The organism is Kribbella sp. NPDC049584, from assembly GCF_040675555.1.
GTDB lineage: Bacteria > Actinomycetota > Actinomycetes > Propionibacteriales > Kribbellaceae > Kribbella.
On the sequence record NZ_JBFAPF010000010.1, the window covers coordinates 1 to 17,930 of the forward strand.

General features: G+C 67.7%; 17 protein-coding genes, 2 tRNA genes and 1 riboswitch. Of the genes, 8 read left to right on the plus strand and 11 right to left on the minus strand.

All coding sequences use genetic code 11. The annotated features are described in order from the left end of the window. Positions 1-97: 97 nt before the first annotated feature. The 5 genes from AB0J62_RS29230 to AB0J62_RS29250 all read right to left on the minus strand — a co-directional run bounded on the left by AB0J62_RS29230 (position 98) and on the right by AB0J62_RS29250 (position 3,624). Positions 98-173, minus strand: a tRNA-Glu gene (locus tag AB0J62_RS29230). A gap of 78 nt (positions 174-251) precedes the next feature. Beyond that, a tRNA-Gln gene (locus AB0J62_RS29235) sits at positions 252-323 on the minus strand. Positions 324-441: 118 nt separating this feature from the next. Next, positions 442-1,329 (minus strand): CPBP family intramembrane glutamic endopeptidase, encoded by an 888-nt coding sequence (locus AB0J62_RS29240; protein ID WP_363877760.1) that lies wholly within the window; start codon positions 1,327-1,329, stop codon positions 442-444. Next, positions 1,326-2,843 (minus strand): glutamate--tRNA ligase, encoded by a 1,518-nt coding sequence (gene gltX, locus AB0J62_RS29245; protein ID WP_363877762.1) that lies wholly within the window; start codon positions 2,841-2,843, stop codon positions 1,326-1,328. The genes AB0J62_RS29240 and gltX overlap by 4 nt, the downstream gene beginning before the upstream one ends. Further along, positions 2,836-3,624 carry a fumarylacetoacetate hydrolase family protein gene (locus AB0J62_RS29250; RefSeq protein WP_363877764.1) on the minus strand — a complete coding sequence of 263 codons (789 nt, stop codon included), beginning with the start codon at positions 3,622-3,624 and terminating at the stop codon, positions 2,836-2,838. Before AB0J62_RS29250 ends, gltX begins: the two co-directional genes overlap by 8 nt. A gap of 41 nt (positions 3,625-3,665) precedes the next feature. Between AB0J62_RS29250 and AB0J62_RS29255 the strand changes: the two genes are divergently transcribed. Genes AB0J62_RS29255 through AB0J62_RS29265 form a run of 3 tightly spaced genes read left to right on the plus strand, consistent with a single transcriptional unit; the run spans position 3,666 to position 5,194 of the window. Continuing rightward, on the plus strand, positions 3,666-4,142 hold the full coding sequence (locus AB0J62_RS29255; RefSeq protein WP_363877766.1) for a GNAT family N-acetyltransferase: 477 nt from the start codon (positions 3,666-3,668) through the stop codon (positions 4,140-4,142). Then, positions 4,139-4,990, plus strand: coding sequence for a 3-methyladenine DNA glycosylase (locus tag AB0J62_RS29260; protein WP_363877768.1), 852 nt, complete (start codon positions 4,139-4,141; stop codon positions 4,988-4,990). Before AB0J62_RS29255 ends, AB0J62_RS29260 begins: the two co-directional genes overlap by 4 nt. 9 nt (positions 4,991-4,999) lie before the next feature. After that, positions 5,000-5,194, plus strand: coding sequence for a hypothetical protein (locus AB0J62_RS29265; protein WP_363877770.1), 195 nt, complete (start codon positions 5,000-5,002; stop codon positions 5,192-5,194). Here AB0J62_RS29265 and AB0J62_RS29270 read toward each other — a convergent pair. Next, positions 5,181-6,014: a class I SAM-dependent methyltransferase gene (locus tag AB0J62_RS29270; RefSeq protein ID WP_363877772.1), complete on the minus strand. Its 834-nt coding sequence runs from the start codon at positions 6,012-6,014 to the stop codon at positions 5,181-5,183. The genes AB0J62_RS29265 and AB0J62_RS29270 overlap by 14 nt on opposite strands. 134 nt (positions 6,015-6,148) lie before the next feature. Between AB0J62_RS29270 and AB0J62_RS29275 the strand changes: the two genes are divergently transcribed. The 4 genes from AB0J62_RS29275 to AB0J62_RS29290 all read left to right on the plus strand — a co-directional run bounded on the left by AB0J62_RS29275 (position 6,149) and on the right by AB0J62_RS29290 (position 12,339). Continuing rightward, positions 6,149-7,408 (plus strand): Fic family protein, encoded by a 1,260-nt coding sequence (locus AB0J62_RS29275; protein WP_363877774.1) that lies wholly within the window; start codon positions 6,149-6,151, stop codon positions 7,406-7,408. Positions 7,409-7,473: 65 nt separating this feature from the next. Then, positions 7,474-8,055, plus strand: a complete 582-nt coding sequence (locus AB0J62_RS29280; RefSeq protein ID WP_363877776.1) for a DinB family protein — start codon at positions 7,474-7,476, stop codon at positions 8,053-8,055. 60 nt (positions 8,056-8,115) lie between these two features. After that, positions 8,116-8,284: riboswitch (cobalamin riboswitch) on the plus strand. A gap of 132 nt (positions 8,285-8,416) precedes the next feature. Beyond that, complete coding sequence (locus AB0J62_RS29285) at positions 8,417-11,290, plus strand: ribonucleoside-diphosphate reductase subunit alpha (protein WP_363877778.1); 2,874 nt, start codon at positions 8,417-8,419, stop codon at positions 11,288-11,290. Then, positions 11,272-12,339, plus strand: a complete 1,068-nt coding sequence (locus AB0J62_RS29290) for a ribonucleotide-diphosphate reductase subunit beta (RefSeq protein ID WP_363878385.1) — start codon at positions 11,272-11,274, stop codon at positions 12,337-12,339. Before AB0J62_RS29285 ends, AB0J62_RS29290 begins: the two co-directional genes overlap by 19 nt. 105 nt (positions 12,340-12,444) lie before the next feature. Here AB0J62_RS29290 and AB0J62_RS29295 read toward each other — a convergent pair whose 3' ends face one another. The 5 genes from AB0J62_RS29295 to AB0J62_RS29315 form a co-directional block, all read right to left on the minus strand. Beyond that, positions 12,445-13,290 carry an alpha/beta hydrolase gene (locus tag AB0J62_RS29295; RefSeq protein ID WP_363877780.1) on the minus strand — a complete coding sequence of 282 codons (846 nt, stop codon included), beginning with the start codon at positions 13,288-13,290 and terminating at the stop codon, positions 12,445-12,447. Positions 13,291-13,361: 71 nt separating this feature from the next. Next, positions 13,362-14,561, minus strand: coding sequence for an alginate lyase family protein (locus AB0J62_RS29300; RefSeq protein ID WP_363877782.1), 1,200 nt, complete (start codon positions 14,559-14,561; stop codon positions 13,362-13,364). Positions 14,562-14,636: 75 nt separating this feature from the next. Further along, the gene (locus AB0J62_RS29305; protein WP_363877784.1) at positions 14,637-15,971 is read right to left on the minus strand and encodes an MFS transporter; all 1,335 of its coding nucleotides are present in this window, start codon (positions 15,969-15,971) and stop codon (positions 14,637-14,639) included. Then, entirely contained in the window at positions 15,968-16,102 is a 135-nt protein-coding gene (locus AB0J62_RS29310) for a hypothetical protein (RefSeq protein ID WP_363877786.1), read from the minus strand. Before AB0J62_RS29310 ends, AB0J62_RS29305 begins: the two co-directional genes overlap by 4 nt. After that, a complete protein-coding gene (locus tag AB0J62_RS29315) occupies positions 16,099-16,539 on the minus strand; it encodes a MarR family transcriptional regulator (protein WP_363877788.1) in 441 nt (146 codons plus the stop codon). Before AB0J62_RS29315 ends, AB0J62_RS29310 begins: the two co-directional genes overlap by 4 nt. A 155-nt stretch (positions 16,540-16,694) precedes the next feature. Between AB0J62_RS29315 and AB0J62_RS29320 the strand changes: the two genes are divergently transcribed. Continuing rightward, on the plus strand, positions 16,695-17,924 hold the full coding sequence (locus AB0J62_RS29320; RefSeq protein ID WP_363877790.1) for an ROK family protein: 1,230 nt from the start codon (positions 16,695-16,697) through the stop codon (positions 17,922-17,924). The last annotated feature ends 6 nt before the right edge of the window (positions 17,925-17,930 follow it).

Genomic DNA, 17,930 nt, shown 5'->3' on the forward strand with positions numbered 1-17,930 from the left:
CAGTGCGCTCGAGGAAGGGCTTCCGGACGACCCGGAGCTGACCGGTGACCTGACAGTGCCGATCCAGCAGATCCGGCAGGACAGCGGCGCTCTTCTCTGGTAGCCCCGACGGGATTCGAACCCGCGCTACCGCCTTGAGAGGGCGGCGTGCTAGGCCGCTACACAACGGGGCCAGAGGGTTGTCAGCCGGACCTTGCGGCCCGGGCAACGAGGTTGAACTCTACCGATTCTCATCGGTGCGGTCCAATCCGCTGGGGTACTAGGACTCGAACCTAGACTAACTGAACCAGAATCAGACGGGCTGCCAATTACCCCATACCCCAAAGGCATTTCACCGTCGCTGGGAGTTTGTTTCCGCCCTCACCAACCCGGCTCGGAGAGCTTACCCGAGGCTGGGACCGGACACCAAAACGAGCCCCCTCCAGCGCGTTGTCACTCCCGTCACACCAGACTCTTCTGGTTGTCCGCGGTCAGCCCGAGGCGGCGGGCGATCACCAGCGCGACCGCGCCGAACGCGACGAACTTCACCACGTCGACCGTGACCAGCGACCACGGCGCATCCTTCACGCCGAGACTGGCGCTGACGGTGTCGGTCAGCGCCGCGAAGATGAACGTCACCACGTTGTTGGCCGCGTGCGCCGAGATCGAGGCCTCCAGGCCACCGGTGCGTACGACGAGGACCGCGGCGACCAGCCCGAACGCGAGCCGGTCCACGAACAACGCCGGACTCTGCCATGGCCAGATCCCGTGGGCTGCAGTGAACAGCAGCGCGGTCACCACGACGACGATCGCCGTACTGCGAACCAGCGCACCCATCGCCTGCAGCAGGTACCCGCGGAAGTAGTACTCCTCCCCCGCGGCCTGGAACGTCGACGTGAACAGCGTGACGACGATGACCGCGATCGCGTCCGGCGCCGCTCCCCCGCTGTGCCGCTCGCCGGTGGCGAGCTGGATGTCGCCGAACTGGACGACGGCGAGCGCGAGCAGTTCGATCACGATCGCCGCGAGGGCGAACCAGGCCAGCGGCCGCCAGCGCAACCCGCCGGCCACCGAGGACAGCAGCCCCGGCCCCTGCCGGTTGAGCTTTCGGGCGACGAGCATGCTGAGCGGGATCAGCACGATCAGTGTCAGGTTCGTCGCGAGCAGGCCGAACCAGGACAGCGTGCCCTCGGGGTCCTTCCGAATCGCCTGCTGGAGGCCGAGGATGATGACGCTTGCGATCATCCAGCCGACCAGGATCGTCAGCGCGCCCAGCACGACGTACCCGCGCGGGGCGTCAGGATTGCGCAGCAGTCGCTCGTACGACGTACGCGGGCTCAGCTCGCTCATGACAGCGATGACGTCGTACGCCGGGCCTGCTCGAGGCGGTGCAGGGACTTGTCCCGGCCGAGCAACTCGAGCGATTCGAACAACGGCGGGGATATCCGGCGACCGGAGATCGCCACCCGGACCGGGCCGAACGCGTTCTTCGGCTTCAGTCCGAGGCCGTCGATCAGCGCCGCCCGCAAAGCCGCCTCGATCGCCTCGGTCGTCCAGTCGCAATCGCCGAGCGCCTTGGCGGAGGCATCGAGTACGGCGCCCGCGTCGCCGGTCAGCACCTTCGCGGCGGCATCGGGGTCGATCGTGAACGCGTCCTCGGCGACGAACAGGAACCCGACCATGTCGACCGACTCGGATAGCGTGTTGATCCGCTCCTGGACCAGCGGTACGGCGGCCCGCAGCGTCGCGAGCTGGTCCGCCGACGGCTCCGCCGGGAGCAGGCCCGCGCCGGCCAGGAACGGGATCATCCGCTCGGCGAACTCCTCCGCCGGCAGCATCCGCATGTGCGCCGCGTTGATCGCCTCGCACTTCTTCGGGTCGAAGCGAGCCGCGTTCGAGTTCACCTTGCGGATGTCGAAGGCCTTCACCATCTCGTCCATCGTGAACACGTCGCGGTCGTCGGCGATCGACCAGCCGAGCAGCGCAAGGTAGTTCAGCAGGCCCTCGGGCAGGAATCCGCGCTGCATGTACTCGCCGAGGCCGGAGCCGGGGTCGCGCTTGGACAGCTTCTTGTTGCCCTCGCCCATCACGAACGGCAGGTGCCCGAACCGCGGCGTCCGGCCGCCGCCGACCCCGATCTCCGCCAGCGCCTCGTACAGGGCGATCTGCCGCGGCGTCGACGAGAGCAGGTCCTCTCCGCGCAGTACGTGGGTGATCTCCATCAGCGCGTCGTCGACCGGGTTCACCAGCGGGTAGAGCGGGTAGCCGTTCGCGCGGACCAGGACGTAGTCGCCCAGGTTCTCCGGGAGGAACGTGATCTCGCCGCGGACGAGGTCGTCGAACACGATCGGGCGGTCGGGCATCCGCAGCCGCACGACGGGTCGGCGGCCTTCCTCGACGTACGCCTGGATCTGCTCGGGTGTGAGGTTGCGGCAGTGACCGTCGTACCCGCTGTGCTCGCCGGCGGTGCGGGCGGCCTCGCGGCGCTGGTCGAGCTCCTCCTGCGAGCAGTAGCAGTGGTACGCCTTGCCGGCGGCAAGCAGCTTCGCGACGACGTCGGCGTACACGTCCATCCGCTCGGACTGCAGGTAAGGCCCGTAGTCGCCACCGGCCTCGGGGCCTTCGTCCCAGGTCAGGCCGAGCCAGCGCAGCGAGTCGTAGGTGTACTGGTAGCCCTCTTCGGTGTTGCGGGCGGTGTCGGTGTCCTCGATCCGGAGCACCAGCTTGCCGCCGTAGTGCCGGGCGAAGGCCCAGTTGAACAGCGCGCTGCGGATGTTGCCGACGGTCAGCAGACCGGTCGGCGACGGTGGGAAGCGCACCCGGACCTTGCTCGGCTCGAGGTCTCCGAGTACGTCGTCAGTCACGGACGATCACCCTGTTCGTCAAAGTTCCGATGCCTTCGACTGTGACCGAGACCTCGTCACCGGGCAACATCGGACCCACACCGGCCGGGGTGCCGGTGAGCACCACATCACCGGGCAGCAGCGTGGTGAAGGAAGTGATGTAGGCCAGCATCTCGGGGATGTCGAAGATGAACTGCGACGTCCGCCCGTCCTGCTTGGGCTCGCCGTTCAGCTCGGTGCTGACCCGCAGGTCGGAGGCGTCGAGCTCGGTGCTGATCCACGGGCCGAGCGGGCAGAACGTGTCGTACCCCTTGGCGCGGGCCCACTGCCCGTCGGTCTTCTGCAGGTCGCGCGCTGTCACGTCGTTGGCGACCGTGTAGCCGAAGATCACCTCGTTGGCCCGCTCCCGGGGCAGGTCGCGGCAGATCCGCCCGATCACGATCGCCAGCTCGCCCTCGAAGTGCAGGTCACCGGTCTGCTCGGGATAGACGATGCCGTCCCGCGGGCCGATCACGCTGGTGTTCGGCTTCAGGAAGATCAGCGGCTGCTCGGGTACGTCGTTGCCGAGCTCCTGGGCGTGGGCCGCGTAGTTGCGGCCGACGCCGACCACCTTGCTCCGCGGGATGACCGGCGCGAGCAGCCGGACGTCGGCGAGCTGCAACCGCTCGCCGGTGAACTGCACCGGCCGGTAGAGCGGATCCGAGTCGAGAACGTTGACCGTCCCGACGAGTCCTTCGGGGTCGTCGGTCTCGACCACGCCGTACTTCGGCTCGTCATCCACAGAGAATCTGGCGATACGCACGGGGCGAGCCTACCGTCGAGGCGGGATGAGACAGTTAGCTGGTGACTATCCGCCTTGCGCTGCCGTCCGAGTACGACGCTGTTGGTGAGCTGACCGTGGAGGCGTACTCGCACGACGGGTTCGTCCGCGGTCAGTACGCGATGACGCTCCGCGCCGCCGCCGACCGCGCCGCCAAGGCCGAGCTGTGGGTCGCGGTGGACGACGACGGCCTGCTCGGCACGGTGACCTATTGCCCGGTCGGCTCTGTCTACCGGGAGATCGGCCGCGACGACGAGGGCGAGTTCCGCATGCTCGGCGTCGCCGGAAGAGCCCGCGGGCAAGGCATCGGCACGGCGCTGACCGAGCGCTGTATAGAACGGTCGCGCGAAGAGGGCCTCCGCCGAGTAGTCCTGAGCAGCGCGACGTACATGACCGCAGCCCACCGGATCTACGAACGCCTCGGCTTCACTCGTCTTCCTGAACGCGACTGGGCCCCGATCCCGGGCGTCGACCTGTACGCGTTCGCGCTCGACCTATGACCACCACGCTTGCCTTTGCCGAGTGGTCGTCGTACGCGATGGACCACGCGGCGCGCGTGGACGCCTTGGTGGCCGGACATCTCGAGCGTCGTCAGCGGCGGGAGTCCCACCCGGTCGAGGACTTCCTGTTCACCTATTACTCCACCCGCCCGAACCAGCTCCGCATCTGGCACCCTGGCCCGGGTGTGCGGTTGCTCGACGCAGCGGAGTACGCCGACCGTCGCGGGTACGTCGTCGACGGCGGGACGGCGTCTCTCGACCCCGCGGAGATCACGCGCCGTGCGGACAACATCACGTGGATCCGCCGTCTGCTCGTGTCGACCCTGGATCGGCAACCCCAGTTCGGCTGTTTCGGTCTGCACGAGTGGGCGATGGTCTACCGGACCTCCGACGTACGGCATGAGAAGTGGCCGCTGCGGTTAGGGGCCAAGGGCACCGATCAGGTGGTCGAGTCGCACAAGGTCGCCTGCTCGCACTTCGACGCCTTCCGCTTCTTCACGACCTCCGCCAGGCCTTTGAACGTCCTGCAGCCGACGCGTGAGTCCCAGCCGGCGTTGGAGCAAGGCGGCTGTCTGCACGCCAACATGGACCTCTACAAATGGGCAGCCAAGCTCATGCCGTTCACGCCGAGCTCCTTGCTGCTCGACTGCTTCGAGCTCGCCCGTGACATCCGTACGCTCGACATGCAGGCATCGCCGTACGACCTGGCTCCGCTCGGCTACGCGCCGGTCCGCATCGAGACGCCCGAGGGTAAAGCCGAGTACACGGCAGCGCAGCGGGCCTTTGCCGATCGCGCCCGCCCGCTTCGCCGCCAACTCGTGACGCTTTGCGACGCGCTCCTCGGCTAACCTCGGCCCATGGGAAAGATCGTCGCCACCGCCATCGCCGCACTGCTCATCGCGATCGGCGCCGTCTGGACCCTGCAGGGCCTCGGCTACGTCAAGGGCAGCTCGATGACCGGCAGCACCGTCTGGGCGACGATCGGCCCGATTGTCGCCGCCTTCGGCGTGGCCCTGATCTTCGTCGCCTTCCGCGGCCCTAAGAAGCGCTGACCCTGATCGCCTTCAGGGCGAACAGAAGTGGGATGCGCGGGGCGTCGTCCGGCAGGCGCCACCAGCCTGCGGGTGTCTGCTCCATCGTCGACCAGCGCGGCCACGGGAGTACTTCGGACTCGCGCAGGCTCGTGAGGTGGAAGCCGGCGCCTGCGAGCGCGGTCGTGATTTCGCCGAGGCCGTGGCGCCATTCGTAGCTGGTCTGGCGACCGGGGACCTCGTCACCGGTGTACGTGACGGTGGAGTCGTGGGCAATGGGGCCACGACCTTCGAGGTAATCGGCGCGAAGGACCAACTCGTCGGACTCGCCGGGAAGGGAAACCTCCCGGAGTGAGTTCAGCAGCGGGTGGAACTCGACGATGTAGAGAGCGCCACCGGGCTTGAGAAGGTCGCGGACCACCTCGGCCCATTCCTTCAGGTCAGGCAGGTAACACAGCGCGCCCTTGCCGGTGTAGACGACGTCGAACTGCCGGCCTTGGACCGCATCGACCGCGTCGTACACATTCGCGTGCACGTAGTCGACCTCGACGCCTGCCTCGTCGGCGATCCGTCGAGCGGCTCCCAAAGACTCCGCGGACAGGTCGAGCCCGCTGGTCCGCGCACCCCGGCGGGCGAACGCGATCGTTTCAGTGCCCAGATGACACTGCAGATGCAGTACGTCACGCCCCTCGAGCGGCCCGAGATCCTCCCACTCGTAGTCGGCGAACCAGAACTCAGCAGGCCGGTCGTAGAAGGCGCTGGCCGCGTGCAGCGGCGCCCGCGCGTCCCAGTCGGCTTGGTTGGCGGCCACCATCTCCTGCGTCTGCGCGTCGAGAGTCACAACCAGCAGTCTCCCTACAAGTAGGTCCACAGGCGGTCCACATGTGGTCCACAGGTAGGTCCACCGCAGTTACGCTCGCATCCACGGGCCTTGTTCAAGGTTTGTGGATAAGGTTGAATAAGGATATGGCGCGGGTGGAGTTACATCGGTGGCCCGGGCACCCCGACGGGTTCACGCGGGCGGAGCGGCTCGGCGGGTCGTACGAGCTGTACTTCCCCGATCCGCTGGTCGGGCGTGAGTTCGACCTGAGCGACGACGTGCTCGCGGTGCTCGAGGACGCCGCGGGCGATCTGGCGCGGCTCGACGCGACCGCGGCGGTGCTGACGAACAGCGAGGCGCTGGCTCGGCTGCTGCTGCGCGCCGAGGCGGTCGGGTCGTCGCATATCGAAGGGCTCGTCGTCGGAGCGCGACGGCTGCTGAAGGCCGACGCACTGCGGGAGCGAACGCGGGATGTGACGGCCGAGGAAGTGCTCGGCGCCGTCGACGCGATGACCTGGGTGACGGAGTCCGTGCAAGCCGGCGACAAGCTCGACGTCGAGCATCTGCTCGAGGCGCATCGGCGGCTGATGGCGCAGTCGCCGCACCCGGAGTACGCGGGCGAGCTCCGCTACCTGCAGAACTGGATCGGCGGCCGCTCCCCCGCCGAGGCGTACTACGTCCCGCCGCCGGCACAACTGATCCCCGACCTGCTCGAGGACCTGATCACCTTCGTCCGCGAGTCGCGGCTGCCCGTGCTCGCGAAGGCCGCGATCGCGCACGCTCAGTTCGAAACCATCCACCCGTTTGCCGACGGCAACGGCCGGACCGGGCGCGCGCTGATCCACCTGATCCTGCGCGCCGAGGGCCTGGTCACGCGCACCGTGCCGCCGGTCTCGCTCTCGCTCGCCACACACGCCACGGAGTACGTCGACGCGCTGACCGCCTTCCGGTACGTCGGACGCGCGACGACGCCGAAGGCACGCGCTGCCGCGAATCCGTGGCTGCGGATGTTCGCGCTGGCCTGCACGCACGCGACCGCCGAAGCCGCGCGTTTCGAGCAGACCGCCGTCGACCTCAAGGCCGCCTGGCGGGAACGCGCAGCGCCGGTCCGGGCAGGCTCCGCGACCGAGCTGCTGATCGACGCGCTGCCTGCCGCGCCGGTCCTCACGCTCGCCGCGGCGGCGCAGCTCATCGACCGCTCGCTGCAGGCCGCCAACCAAGGGCTCGCTCGTCTGGTCGAGGCGCGCATCCTGCGCGAGGTCACCGACGGACGGCGTAACCGCGTCTACGAGGCGCCCGAGCTCATCGACGCCTTCACGCTGCTCGAACGACGCTTCGCCAGTCCGGCCGCCGACACCCGGATCGAGCCGCCTAGCAGGCCCGTTCCCTCGAGGCCAGAACCGACACACCAGTGAATTGACTTTCATCTCCCCGGCGAGCAAGAATTCGAACATATGTTCGATCGTACAGGGGAGAAGCGATGTCGGAGGCGTTCGACTGGGACATCCTGCACAGGCCATCGGCGATGGCCATGGTGCGCGGCCAGCTCGGCTTCAGCTGGATGGTGCTGTCCGGGCGACTCGCACAGTTGACCGACGAGCAGTACTTCTGGCGACCGAGCAGCGAGGCGCTCACCGTCGTCCGGCGGCACTACGCCGGCCACTTCCGATCGCTCGGGTCCGGCGAGTGGGTGGCGCAGTGGCCCGACGAGCCGGATCACCGAGGTCCCCGCACGATCGCCTGGCTGATCGCCCATCTCACCGAGACCTTCTTCGAGCGGTGGGAGTGGACGTTCGGCGCGAGTCAGCAGGGTCGCGCCGACATCAACCTGCACGGCAACGCGCGCGACGCGGTCGCCTGGCTGACCTACTGGGTCGAGGCCTGGCGCGACGCGATCGCCGCGCTGGACGAGGACGAGGTGATGACGGTCGGCCTGAGCCAGGCCAATGAACTGGACGCGGGCGAGCCGTTCGGTCATGTCGTGCTGCGGCTGAATCGCGAGCTGATCCACCACGGCTCGGAGATCATGACGCTCCAGGATCTCTACGCGGTCGCGGCGTGAGGACCACAACATGTGCGACACGCGGCGTGGCGCTACCACAAGATGTAGATCGCTCCACCTAGCATCACTACTGCTGGTGGTTCGGAGTGGTCGGCACCACAAGATGTGGGCCATTTCGAGGCAACAGGGGAATCCGGTGCGACTCCGGAGCTGCCCCGCAACGGTGAGCGGACGTGCTGTCTTGAGGCGTCCGCGAGTCCGGATACCTGCCACCGGCGCATGCACCGCCGGTGCGTGCGGTCCGAGACCTCGCGGGTGGGTCGCAGGGCGTGACGGCAGTGATCCCGGCCGGTGCTGCCGGTCCCGTCGTGCGCCTGCTCGCGTGGTTCCAGGCTTCCGAACTCTTGTGGAGAGCACACCTGTGACCCTTGCTTCCTCAACGGCTTCGTCCGCATCCGCGTCCTCGGGGATCGCTGCAGACCAGCCGATCGAGCTCACCGTCATCCGTCGCGACGGCAGCAGCACGCCGTTCGACGCCACCAAGATCTCCGTCGCCGTGACGAAGGCCTTCCTCGCGGTCGAGGGCGCCGACGCCGGCGCCACCCACCGGGTCCGCGACCTGGTGACCGACCTGACCGGCCGGGTCGTCGGCGCGCTGACCAGCCGCGGTGCCACGCGGCGCACCGTGCACGTCGAGGACATCCAGGACCAGGTCGAGCTGGCGCTGATGCGCGCCGGCGAGCACCAGGTCGCCCGCGCCTACGTGCTGTACCGCGAGGAGCGGACCAAGGTACGCACGCCTGCCGACGCGGCCGGCGTCACCGAGAGGCCGACGCTGACCGTCCGCGCGGCCGACGGCACCCGCTCCCCGCTCGACGTCGACCGGCTGCGGGTGGTCGTCGCGGAGGCGGCAGCGGGGCTCGACGCGGTCGATCCCGAGCTGATCCTCGATGAAACCCTCGGCGCCTGCTACGACGGCATCGCGCCGCACGAGGTCGAGCTGGCGCTGGTGATGGCCGCGCGCGGCTTCGTCGAGACCGAGCCGCAGTACAGCTTCGCCGCGTCCCGGCTGCTGCTGGACCAGATCCGGCGCGAGGCGCTGGGACGTGTCCACGGCGAGCCGCGGCAGGCCAGCCAGGCTGAGATGGCCGGGGCGTACCCGGCCTACTTCCCGCAGTACGTCCGGACCGGGATCGAGGCCGGCCAGCTCGACCCCGAGCTCGGCACCTTCGACCTCGAGCGGCTCGCCGCGGCGATCAGGCCCGAGGCCGATCTCGACTTCACGTTCCTCAGCCTGCAGACGCTGTACGACCGGTATCTCCTGCACATCGACAAAGTTCGGTACGAGTTGCCGCAGGCCTTCTTCCTCCGGGTCGCGATGGGGATGGCGCTCCGCGAGGACGACCGGGAGGCGCGGGCGATCCAGTTCTACGAGCTGCTCAGCTCGTTCCGGTTCATGTCGTCGACGCCGACGCTGTTCAACTCCGGCACGACCCGGCCGCAGCTCTCGTCCTGCTTCCTGACCACGGTCGAGGACGACCTGGCCGGCATCTTCAGCGGCATCCGCAACAACGCGCTGCTCGCGAAGTACTCCGGCGGCCTCGGCAACGACTGGACCCCGGTCCGCGGCATCGGCGCCAAGATCCGCGGCACCAACGGCGAGTCCCAGGGCGTCGTGCCCTTCCTCAAGATCGCCAACGACACCGCGGTGGCCGTGAACCAAGGCGGAAAACGGCGGGGCGCGGTGTGCGCGTATCTGGAGACGTGGCACATCGATATCGAGGAGTTTCTCGACCTGCGGAAGAACACCGGGGACGAGCGGCGGCGTACGCATGACATGAACACCGCGAACTGGGTGCCTGACCTGTTCCTGCAGCGGGTCGAGGCCGGTGGCGAGTGGACGTTGTTCTCCCCCGACGAAGTGACCGATCTGCACGATCTGTACGGCACGGCCTTCGCGGAGGCGTACGTCGCGTACGAGGCCGCGGCGGATCGTGGTGAGATTCGGGTGTTCAAGCGGGTCAAGGCCGTCGAGCTGTGGCGCCGGATGCTGACTGTGCTGTTCGAGACCGGGCATCCGTGGATCACGTTCAAGGACGCCTGCAACCTGCGCTCGCCGCAGCAGCACGACGGTGTCGTCCACTCGTCGAACCTGTGCACCGAGATCACCCTCAACACCACGGTCGAGGAGACCGCGGTCTGCAACCTGGGATCGGTCAACCTGGTCGCACACCTGACCGAGGACGGTCTCGATGCCGACCTGCTCCGCGACACGGTGAAGACCGCGGTCCGGATGCTCGACAACGTCATCGACGTGAACTTCTACACGACCCCGGAGTCGGAGCGGGCAAACCAGCGCCATCGTCCGGTCGGCCTCGGGCTGATGGGTTTCGCGGACGCACTGTTCGCGCTGCGGATCCCGTACTCGTCCGATGCCGCGGTCGAGTTCGCGGACAGTTCGATGGAGCAGATCAGCTACCACGCGATCGAGGCGTCGAGCGATCTCGCCGCGGAGCGCGGGCGGTACTCGACGTACGACGGATCGCTGTGGAGCAAGGGGATCCTGCCGATCGACTCGCTCGAGCTGCTGGCGTCCGCCCGCGACGGCGACGTGATCGTCGACGAGACTCAGCGGCTGGACTGGGACGCCCTGCGTGCGAAGGTCCTGCACGGCGGCATGCGGAACTCGAACGTGATGGCGATCGCGCCGACCGCGACGATCTCCAACATCTGCGGCGTGAGCCAGTCGATCGAGCCGACGTACAGCAACCTGTTCGTGAAGTCGAACATGTCCGGTGAATTCACCGTCGCCAATCCGTACCTGGTCGCTGACCTGAAGGCGCGCGGGCTGTGGGACCAGGTGATGGTGTCGGACCTGAAGTACCACGACGGTGTGCTGGCCCGTATCGAGCGGATCCCAGCGGACGTGCGGGAGTTGTATGCGACCGCATTCGAGATCGACCCGCAGTGGCTGGTGAAGGCGGCGTCGCGGCGGCAGAAGTGGATCGACCAGGCACAGTCGCTGAACCTCTACATGGCGAAGCCGAGCGGTCGTGCGCTCGACGAGCTGTACCGGTCGGCCTGGCGCCATGGCCTCAAGACGACCTATTACCTGCGTTCCCAGTCAGCAACGCATGTGGAGAAGTCGACGTTGAAGGGAACCGACGGACGGCTGAACGCGGTCGCTGTCACGGTCGCGGCACCGCCGGCGCCGATTCCGGCCGACATGCCGCTTCCCGAGCCCACCGGAGCTGTCTGCTCCATCGACGACCCTGACTGCGAGGCCTGCCAGTGACCACCGGACTGAGCGAGATCAACGTCCGTGCCGGGCGGGTGCATGTCGCCGACAAGGCGATGATCAACTCGCGGGCGGACGTCAACCAACTGCTGCCACTGAAGTACACGTGGGCGTGGGACAAGTACCTTGCCGCCTGCAACAACCACTGGATGCCGACCGAGGTGTCCATGCAGGCCGACATCTCTTTGTGGAAGTCCAAGGACGGCCTGACCGAGGACGAGCGGCTGATGCTCAAGCGCAACCTCGGCTTCTTCGCCACCGCGGAGTCGCTGGTCGCGAACAACATCGTGCTCGCCGTGTACCGCCAACTGAGCAACCCCGAGTGCCGGCAGTATCTGCTGCGCCAGGCATTCGAGGAGGCGGTGCACACCCACACGTTTCAGTACATCTGCACGTCGCTCGGGCTCGACGAGGGCGAGCTGTTCAACATGTACCGCGAGGTGCCGTCGATCTCCGACAAGGATGCCTGGGCGCTGAAATACACCCAGCATCTCGAGGACCCGGATTTCCGCACAGGTACGCCGGAGGCGGACACCGCGTTTCTGCGCGACCTGATCGCGTTCTACGTGGTGTTCGAGGGGATGTGGTTCTACACCGGGTTCGCGCAGATCCTGTCGCTTGGCCGGCGGAACAAGATGGTCGGTATCGCCGAGCAGTACCAATACATCCTGCGCGACGAGTCGATCCATCTGAACTTCGGCATCGACTGCATCAACCAGATCAAGCAGGAGAACCCGCACCTGTGGACGACCGCGTTCCAGGCCGAGGTCCGGCAGATGCTGGCCGACGCGTGTGAGCTCGAGGTCGCGTACGGCCGGTCCACGATGCCGAACGGGATGCTCGGGCTGACGGCGGAGCTGTGCGAGCAGTACATGCACTTCATCACCGACCGCCGTGCAGAACAGATTGGTATCGATCCGATCTTCGGTGAAACGCGGAACCCCTTCGGGTGGATGTCAGAGGTGATGGACCTGACGAAGGAGAAGAACTTCTTCGAGACCCGAGTGATCGAGTACCAGTCCTCCAGCGGCCTCAGCTGGGACTGACCCCAAGATCACCCCAGATCGGAAGGCCCGCGGAGCCACTCGCCGCCCCGCGGGCCTTCCTTACCCTCGCCAGCCCGATTGGTCGTTCAGCTCGTCGCTGGGCGGTCAGGCGGGAGCGTATTTGCCGACGAAGTCGAGCGCGGTCCGAGCCACCTCTTCCCACCCGTGGTCGATGACCAACGAGTGCCCGCGCCCAGGAATCTCGACGAACTCGGTGATGCCGGAATTCTTCTTGTGCTGCTTGTACGCCGCGTGCGTGATCGCATGCGGGACCGTATGGTCCTTCTCGCCGGACACCAGCAGGATCGGCCCGCGGTCCTCCGCCTTGTACTCGACCTTGGTCTCGCTGAACGGGTTGAGGTTCGCCACCGCGGCCTGGAAGATCGGTACGCCGGACGCCGCGACGTGGAACTCGTCGTACAACTGCCGGGCCTCGTCCTCGTCGAGGTTGTTCGCCCAGCCGTACTTGAACTCGTCGAAGGTCAGCGTGACCGAGCGCCGCGCGTTCGCCGGATTGCCCAGCACCGGCGAACCCGACTTCAAGGCCGACACCGGAAGCGGCAGCACGCCACGTCCCGGCGCTGGATCGATCGCCACGGTCACCGCGGACGCGCCCTCACCCGCGATCTTCTGCGCGATCAGCCCGCCGAACGAATGCCCGACGACGGCCGGCTTGCGGTCCAGTCCGCGGATCGCTTCGAGGTAGTGGTCGGTGACTGCCTGCACCATCTTGTGCGCGAACACCTCGGGGTGCTCCCGCGCTTCCGCCACCGTCTCCGGGTCGTCCGGCCAACCGGGTGCGATCGTGCTGTAGCCGTTCGCCTCGAACAACTGCCGCCAGCGGTCCCAGCTGCTGGACAGCAGCCAGAGACCGTGGACGAACGCGACAGGTTGGCGGCCGGACGCATTGGCTTGCTCGACCTCGGACTGTTCGCGATCGGTGAGCGACATGCTGCCTCCTCAGGGGCACGAAGTATGACCCTAAGTACGGGGTACAGCTGGGCACGCCGTCAACAGGGCTGTCAGCGTGGGTTGTTTGCGTGGGTCAGGGTTTCCCAGGCGAAGAAGTAGTTGGCGCCGGCGGGGCGTTTGGACTCGGTGTAGGCGAGGGTTGTTGGCATCTGCTCGCCGAGGCGGTTGTGGTAGTGGTTGTAGACCACCTCGGTGACGGCGCCCAGACCTTTCTTCACCGTGCCGCCGCAGAGGTTCGACGGGACGGCGGCTCCGTTCTCCAGGCGGGTGTGGAAGTAGTAGCCGTCGGTCAGTCGCCTGCCCGCTTCGGCGTACAGGTTGACGCCTTGGTGGTAGGCGGTCTCGGCGACGTGGGTGGCAGCGGTGAGGCCCCAGCCGGTGTGGCCGAAGTCGCGGCACGTTTCCTGGGCGAGGCCGTTCGAGAACGTCGACTGTCCTTGCCAGTAGTCGACGATCTCCTGGCGAGTGTCCTTCGGGCAGGTCGACGGCGCTGTCGGGTACGCACCGTCCGTCGTCTCGTAGACGTAGCCCGGCAGTCGGCCGCGCCAAATGCTCAGAGCCTTGTCAAAAGCCGCGTGGTCGTCCAGGAACACCGCGATGCCGATCGCGGCATCGGTCATGATCAGCTCCCAGTTGCCGTTCTTGCAGCCGGCGCCGTTGCGTACTTCGGGCAGGTACACGTCGCGCAGCATCTTCTCGAAGCGCCCGCGCTGCGCCCACTGACCGCCGTACGTGTGCTTGATCAGTTCGCCGGCGCGGGAGAACGAGGCGCCGGACCAGCCGGTCTGCAGCGGCGCGTTGCTGTTGTTGTGGTCCTTCAGTACGGCGGACCACGCGTCCATGATCTGGATCGCCTTCTTCGCGTAGCGGTCGTCGCGGGTGATGTACCAGAGCAGTGCGTGGGTGTACGCCGCGAGCGCGTCGTCGCGCTCGTCCGAACACCCGTTGTTCGGGTTCGAGCTCGAGCCGCATTCGACGATCGCACGCGGCTTCGGGGTGTACGACAAGGCGGCGTACGAGCTGGCCTTCATCGCGTCGTACGCCGCCTTCTGCGGCTGCGCCCCGGCCAGGACCTGCTGCCGGGCGAAGTCGAGCTGCGCCTTGTCGACAAGGACACCGGGATGCTGGAACGGAGCCGGCGCCTTGGTGGCCGCGGCGCTCGGCCGGGCCGCAACCATCACGGCGGACGCCGCGATCAGAGTCAGGGTCAGGGGCAGGATCAGAAGGAGGGGGCGGTGCAGTCGGAGCATGGCTGTCTCCTGAGGTGGGGGCGGAGACAGCAAGGTACCCGGCGCATCGACTGTTAGTAAACCTTCCTAACCAAATTATTCCGGGAGCTGCGTGAAGGTCACCAGCACCAGCAGGCCGGCGACGACGAGGAGGAAGATCGCCATGTCGTGCAGTCCGGTCGTCGTGGCGCCGTGCTGGAAGAAGTGGGCGTTGGCCGCGGCGGAGATGAGCGCGCCGACGTACACGCAGGTCCGCAGCAGGCCGGCGGACGAGCCGATCCGGGCGGGATCGGCCTGCTGGTAGAGGGCGGTCTGGTTGGCGAGGTTGTTCAGGCCCTGCGGGACGCCCGCGATGACACCGACGACGGCCAGGATCCAGATCGACGTGCTCGGGCCGATGAACAACTGCGCGGCCGCGGCCGCCACGAGACAGAGGCTTCCGGCAACGAGTTTGCCCCGGATCGCTGCGCGCCGGCCGGTGAGCAGCGTGACCACGACCGCCGCAAGGGAGAGTGGTAGAAGGAGCAGACCAGCGGCGGAAGCGCTGAGCCCGCGGGCCTCCTCCAGCCATTGCGTGAAGCCGTAGAGGAACGAGTATGCGCCGACGTACGCGAGCACCTGGCGCGTGTAGGTGAGGATGAGCGGACGATTGCCGCCCAGCACTCGCAGATCGATGAACGGTGCGACGACGCGGAGCTGCGTGATCACGAACGACACGCCCAGGACCAGCGCAAGCACCAGTACGTACCACCGCGAAAGCCGCGGTTGCATCAGGAACAACATCAGCGAGACCAACGTCGTCGTGAACAACGCGATCCCCGCATAGTCCAGTCCTTCCGCGCCGCGCGACCGCGCCCGGCGCGGCAACCACAGGGAGCCGAGCACCACACAGATCACCGACAGCGGGACATTGATCGTGAAGATCAGATGCCAGCCGCCGAGCGCGATCAGCAGGCCGCCGAGCGTCGGGCCGATCACCGCGATCACCTGGTTCGCGACCGACAGGCTGCTCAGGATGACGGCGGGCGTGTCCATACCGGTGCGGTCGGCCTCGCTGCGGATCAAGGACATCGCGGCCGGGTACGCCGCCGACGTACCGAGGCCGAGGAGGACCCGGGAGCCGACGAGTACGCCGAGATTCGGGGCCAGCGCGCCGAGCAAACCGGCTACTCCGACCAGGGAGGTCGCGATCAGGTAGAGCGGCCGCGGACCGAACAGGTCGACCAGCCGGCCCATGACGGGCTGGCCGACCGCGGTCGCGATGTACAACCCGGTGACGAGCCACGCGGTCTGCGACGGCGGTACGCCGAACGCCGCGCCGATCGGGATCAGCGCCACCGCAAGCATCGACGAGTTGATCGGGTTCAGCACCGAACCAACGAGCATCGGCGCGATCAGCCGCCGGTCGAACTCCGACGACTCCCCCGTCACAGCCCAGCCACCTGACCGGTCGCCGCGCCGGTCACGAGGCCCGTCCCCGCGCCGGTCACAGGGCAAGTCACCAGGCCGGTCGCCGAGCCGGCCGCCGCACCGGCCACGGGGCTGGTCGCCACGCCGGTCATCTGGCCGCCTCGATGGCGCGGTCCAGCAGGGCCAGTGCCGTGATGATCTTCTGGCGCTCGGCTTCGGTGCAGTGGTCCTGGAGGGCCTGGGCGAGCCACTCCTGCCGGACCTTGCGATCGCCCTGCAGGCGATGGCGACCGGCCGACGTCAGCGAGACCACCTGCCGGCGACCATCCTGCGGATCGGGGTGCCGCTGGATCAGGTCGGCCTGCCGCAGCGCGGCCAGGATCGCCGCGATCGACTGCGGCCGGATCCGCTCCGCCGTGGCCAGCTCGCTCGCCGACGCCGGTCCGTCCTTGTCGAGCCGGCTCAGCACCGAGGACTGCGACGGCGTCAGATCGTCGGTGTCTGCCAGCGCCTTCAGCCGCCGTTTGACCCGGCCGAAGACCACTCGCACCTCGCTGGCCGCACGCACCGCCGACGCTGAGATCTCCATACCGGCCACCATAACTCATCAGTCCAGACTGATCAGTTCGGCCTGTCATTGGCGGCGCCAACGACAGACGGAGAAGTTTTCGCAATCCCTGGACACGGCCTGCCGGACCGGACTAGCGTCTCAGTCTCAACCAATTCTATTCACCGTGAGAATAAATGGCGAAGCTCGAACGAGGCAGCGTCGGCACCCGGACGGCGAACCGCGGGGCGGTCATCGCCGCGCTGCTGTCCGGCGCCGGGATCGACCGGCGCCAACTGGTGCAGCAGACCGGACTCAGCTGGGCCACAGTGGCCCGGATCGTCGACGATCTGCTGGCCGACGGGCTGGCGCTTGAGCAGCACAAGATCGTCCGCGACGGCCCCGGCCGCCCCGGAGCGGCGCTCGCCTTCAACCCGCAGTCCGGGCTGGTCTGTGGGATCGACCTCGGCGGCACCTACTGCCGGATGGTGATCGCCGACGGCATCGGTACGGCGATCATCCGCTGCCGCGACGAGACCCCGCGGGACCTGGGCGCCGCCGAGCTGGCGTCCTGGATCACGACGCGGGTGCTCGGACTGGTCGAGCGGTACGGCGACGGCGTACCGCTCACCTCGGTGGCGATCGGACTGCCCGGTGTCGTTGCCTCCTCCAAGGATCGCGTGGTCGGCGCGTTCAACCTGCCGCAGATCCTCGGCACCACCTTCGTCGAGACGGTCGCCGCGGAGCTCGGCGTACCGACGATCATCGACAACGATTCGAACCTGGCATTGCTGGGTGAGCTGCACTACGGCGAGTTGCCCCGGGACGAGACCGTCGTCCTGCTCAGTCTGGGCACTGGTCTCGGTTCGGCGGTCGCGTTCAACCGGCAGGTACTCGCGGGACCCGAGGGTCTGCTCGGCGAGTTCGGCCGGCTGCGACTGCCGGGCCGCAAGGAACGGCTCCGTGATCTGCTGTCCGGCGCCGGCTTGCTCGCTCTCGCGCAGGAAGCCGGTCACCGACTCAGGAAGGCCGACGAGGTCTTCGCCCAACCCGACCGGTTCGGCGGACTCGTCGACGAGATCCACGAGGCGCTGCTGCACCTGGTGTCGATCGTTGCCCTGGCCTACGAGCCGAGCACGGTCGTCTTCACCGGCGGCTTCTCCGGTGCGTTCAGCGACTCCGTGCTGGAGTCGGTGAGCGCCGAGACGTACGAGACGGTCGGCGTACACAGCGATCTGCGCCGGTCTGTGCTCGGGGAATCGGGCGGCCTGCTCGGTGCGATGGCCGCCGCCCTGAGCGGCTACTACACCGCGATCGGGGTGGCCCGCCACCAGGTCGCCTCGATCACTACCTCCGCCCCCGGTGTCGTGGCCCAGCTGGACAGCTGCGCCGTCGACCCCTCCCAAGCTGTCCTCCCATCAGACTAGGGGAAC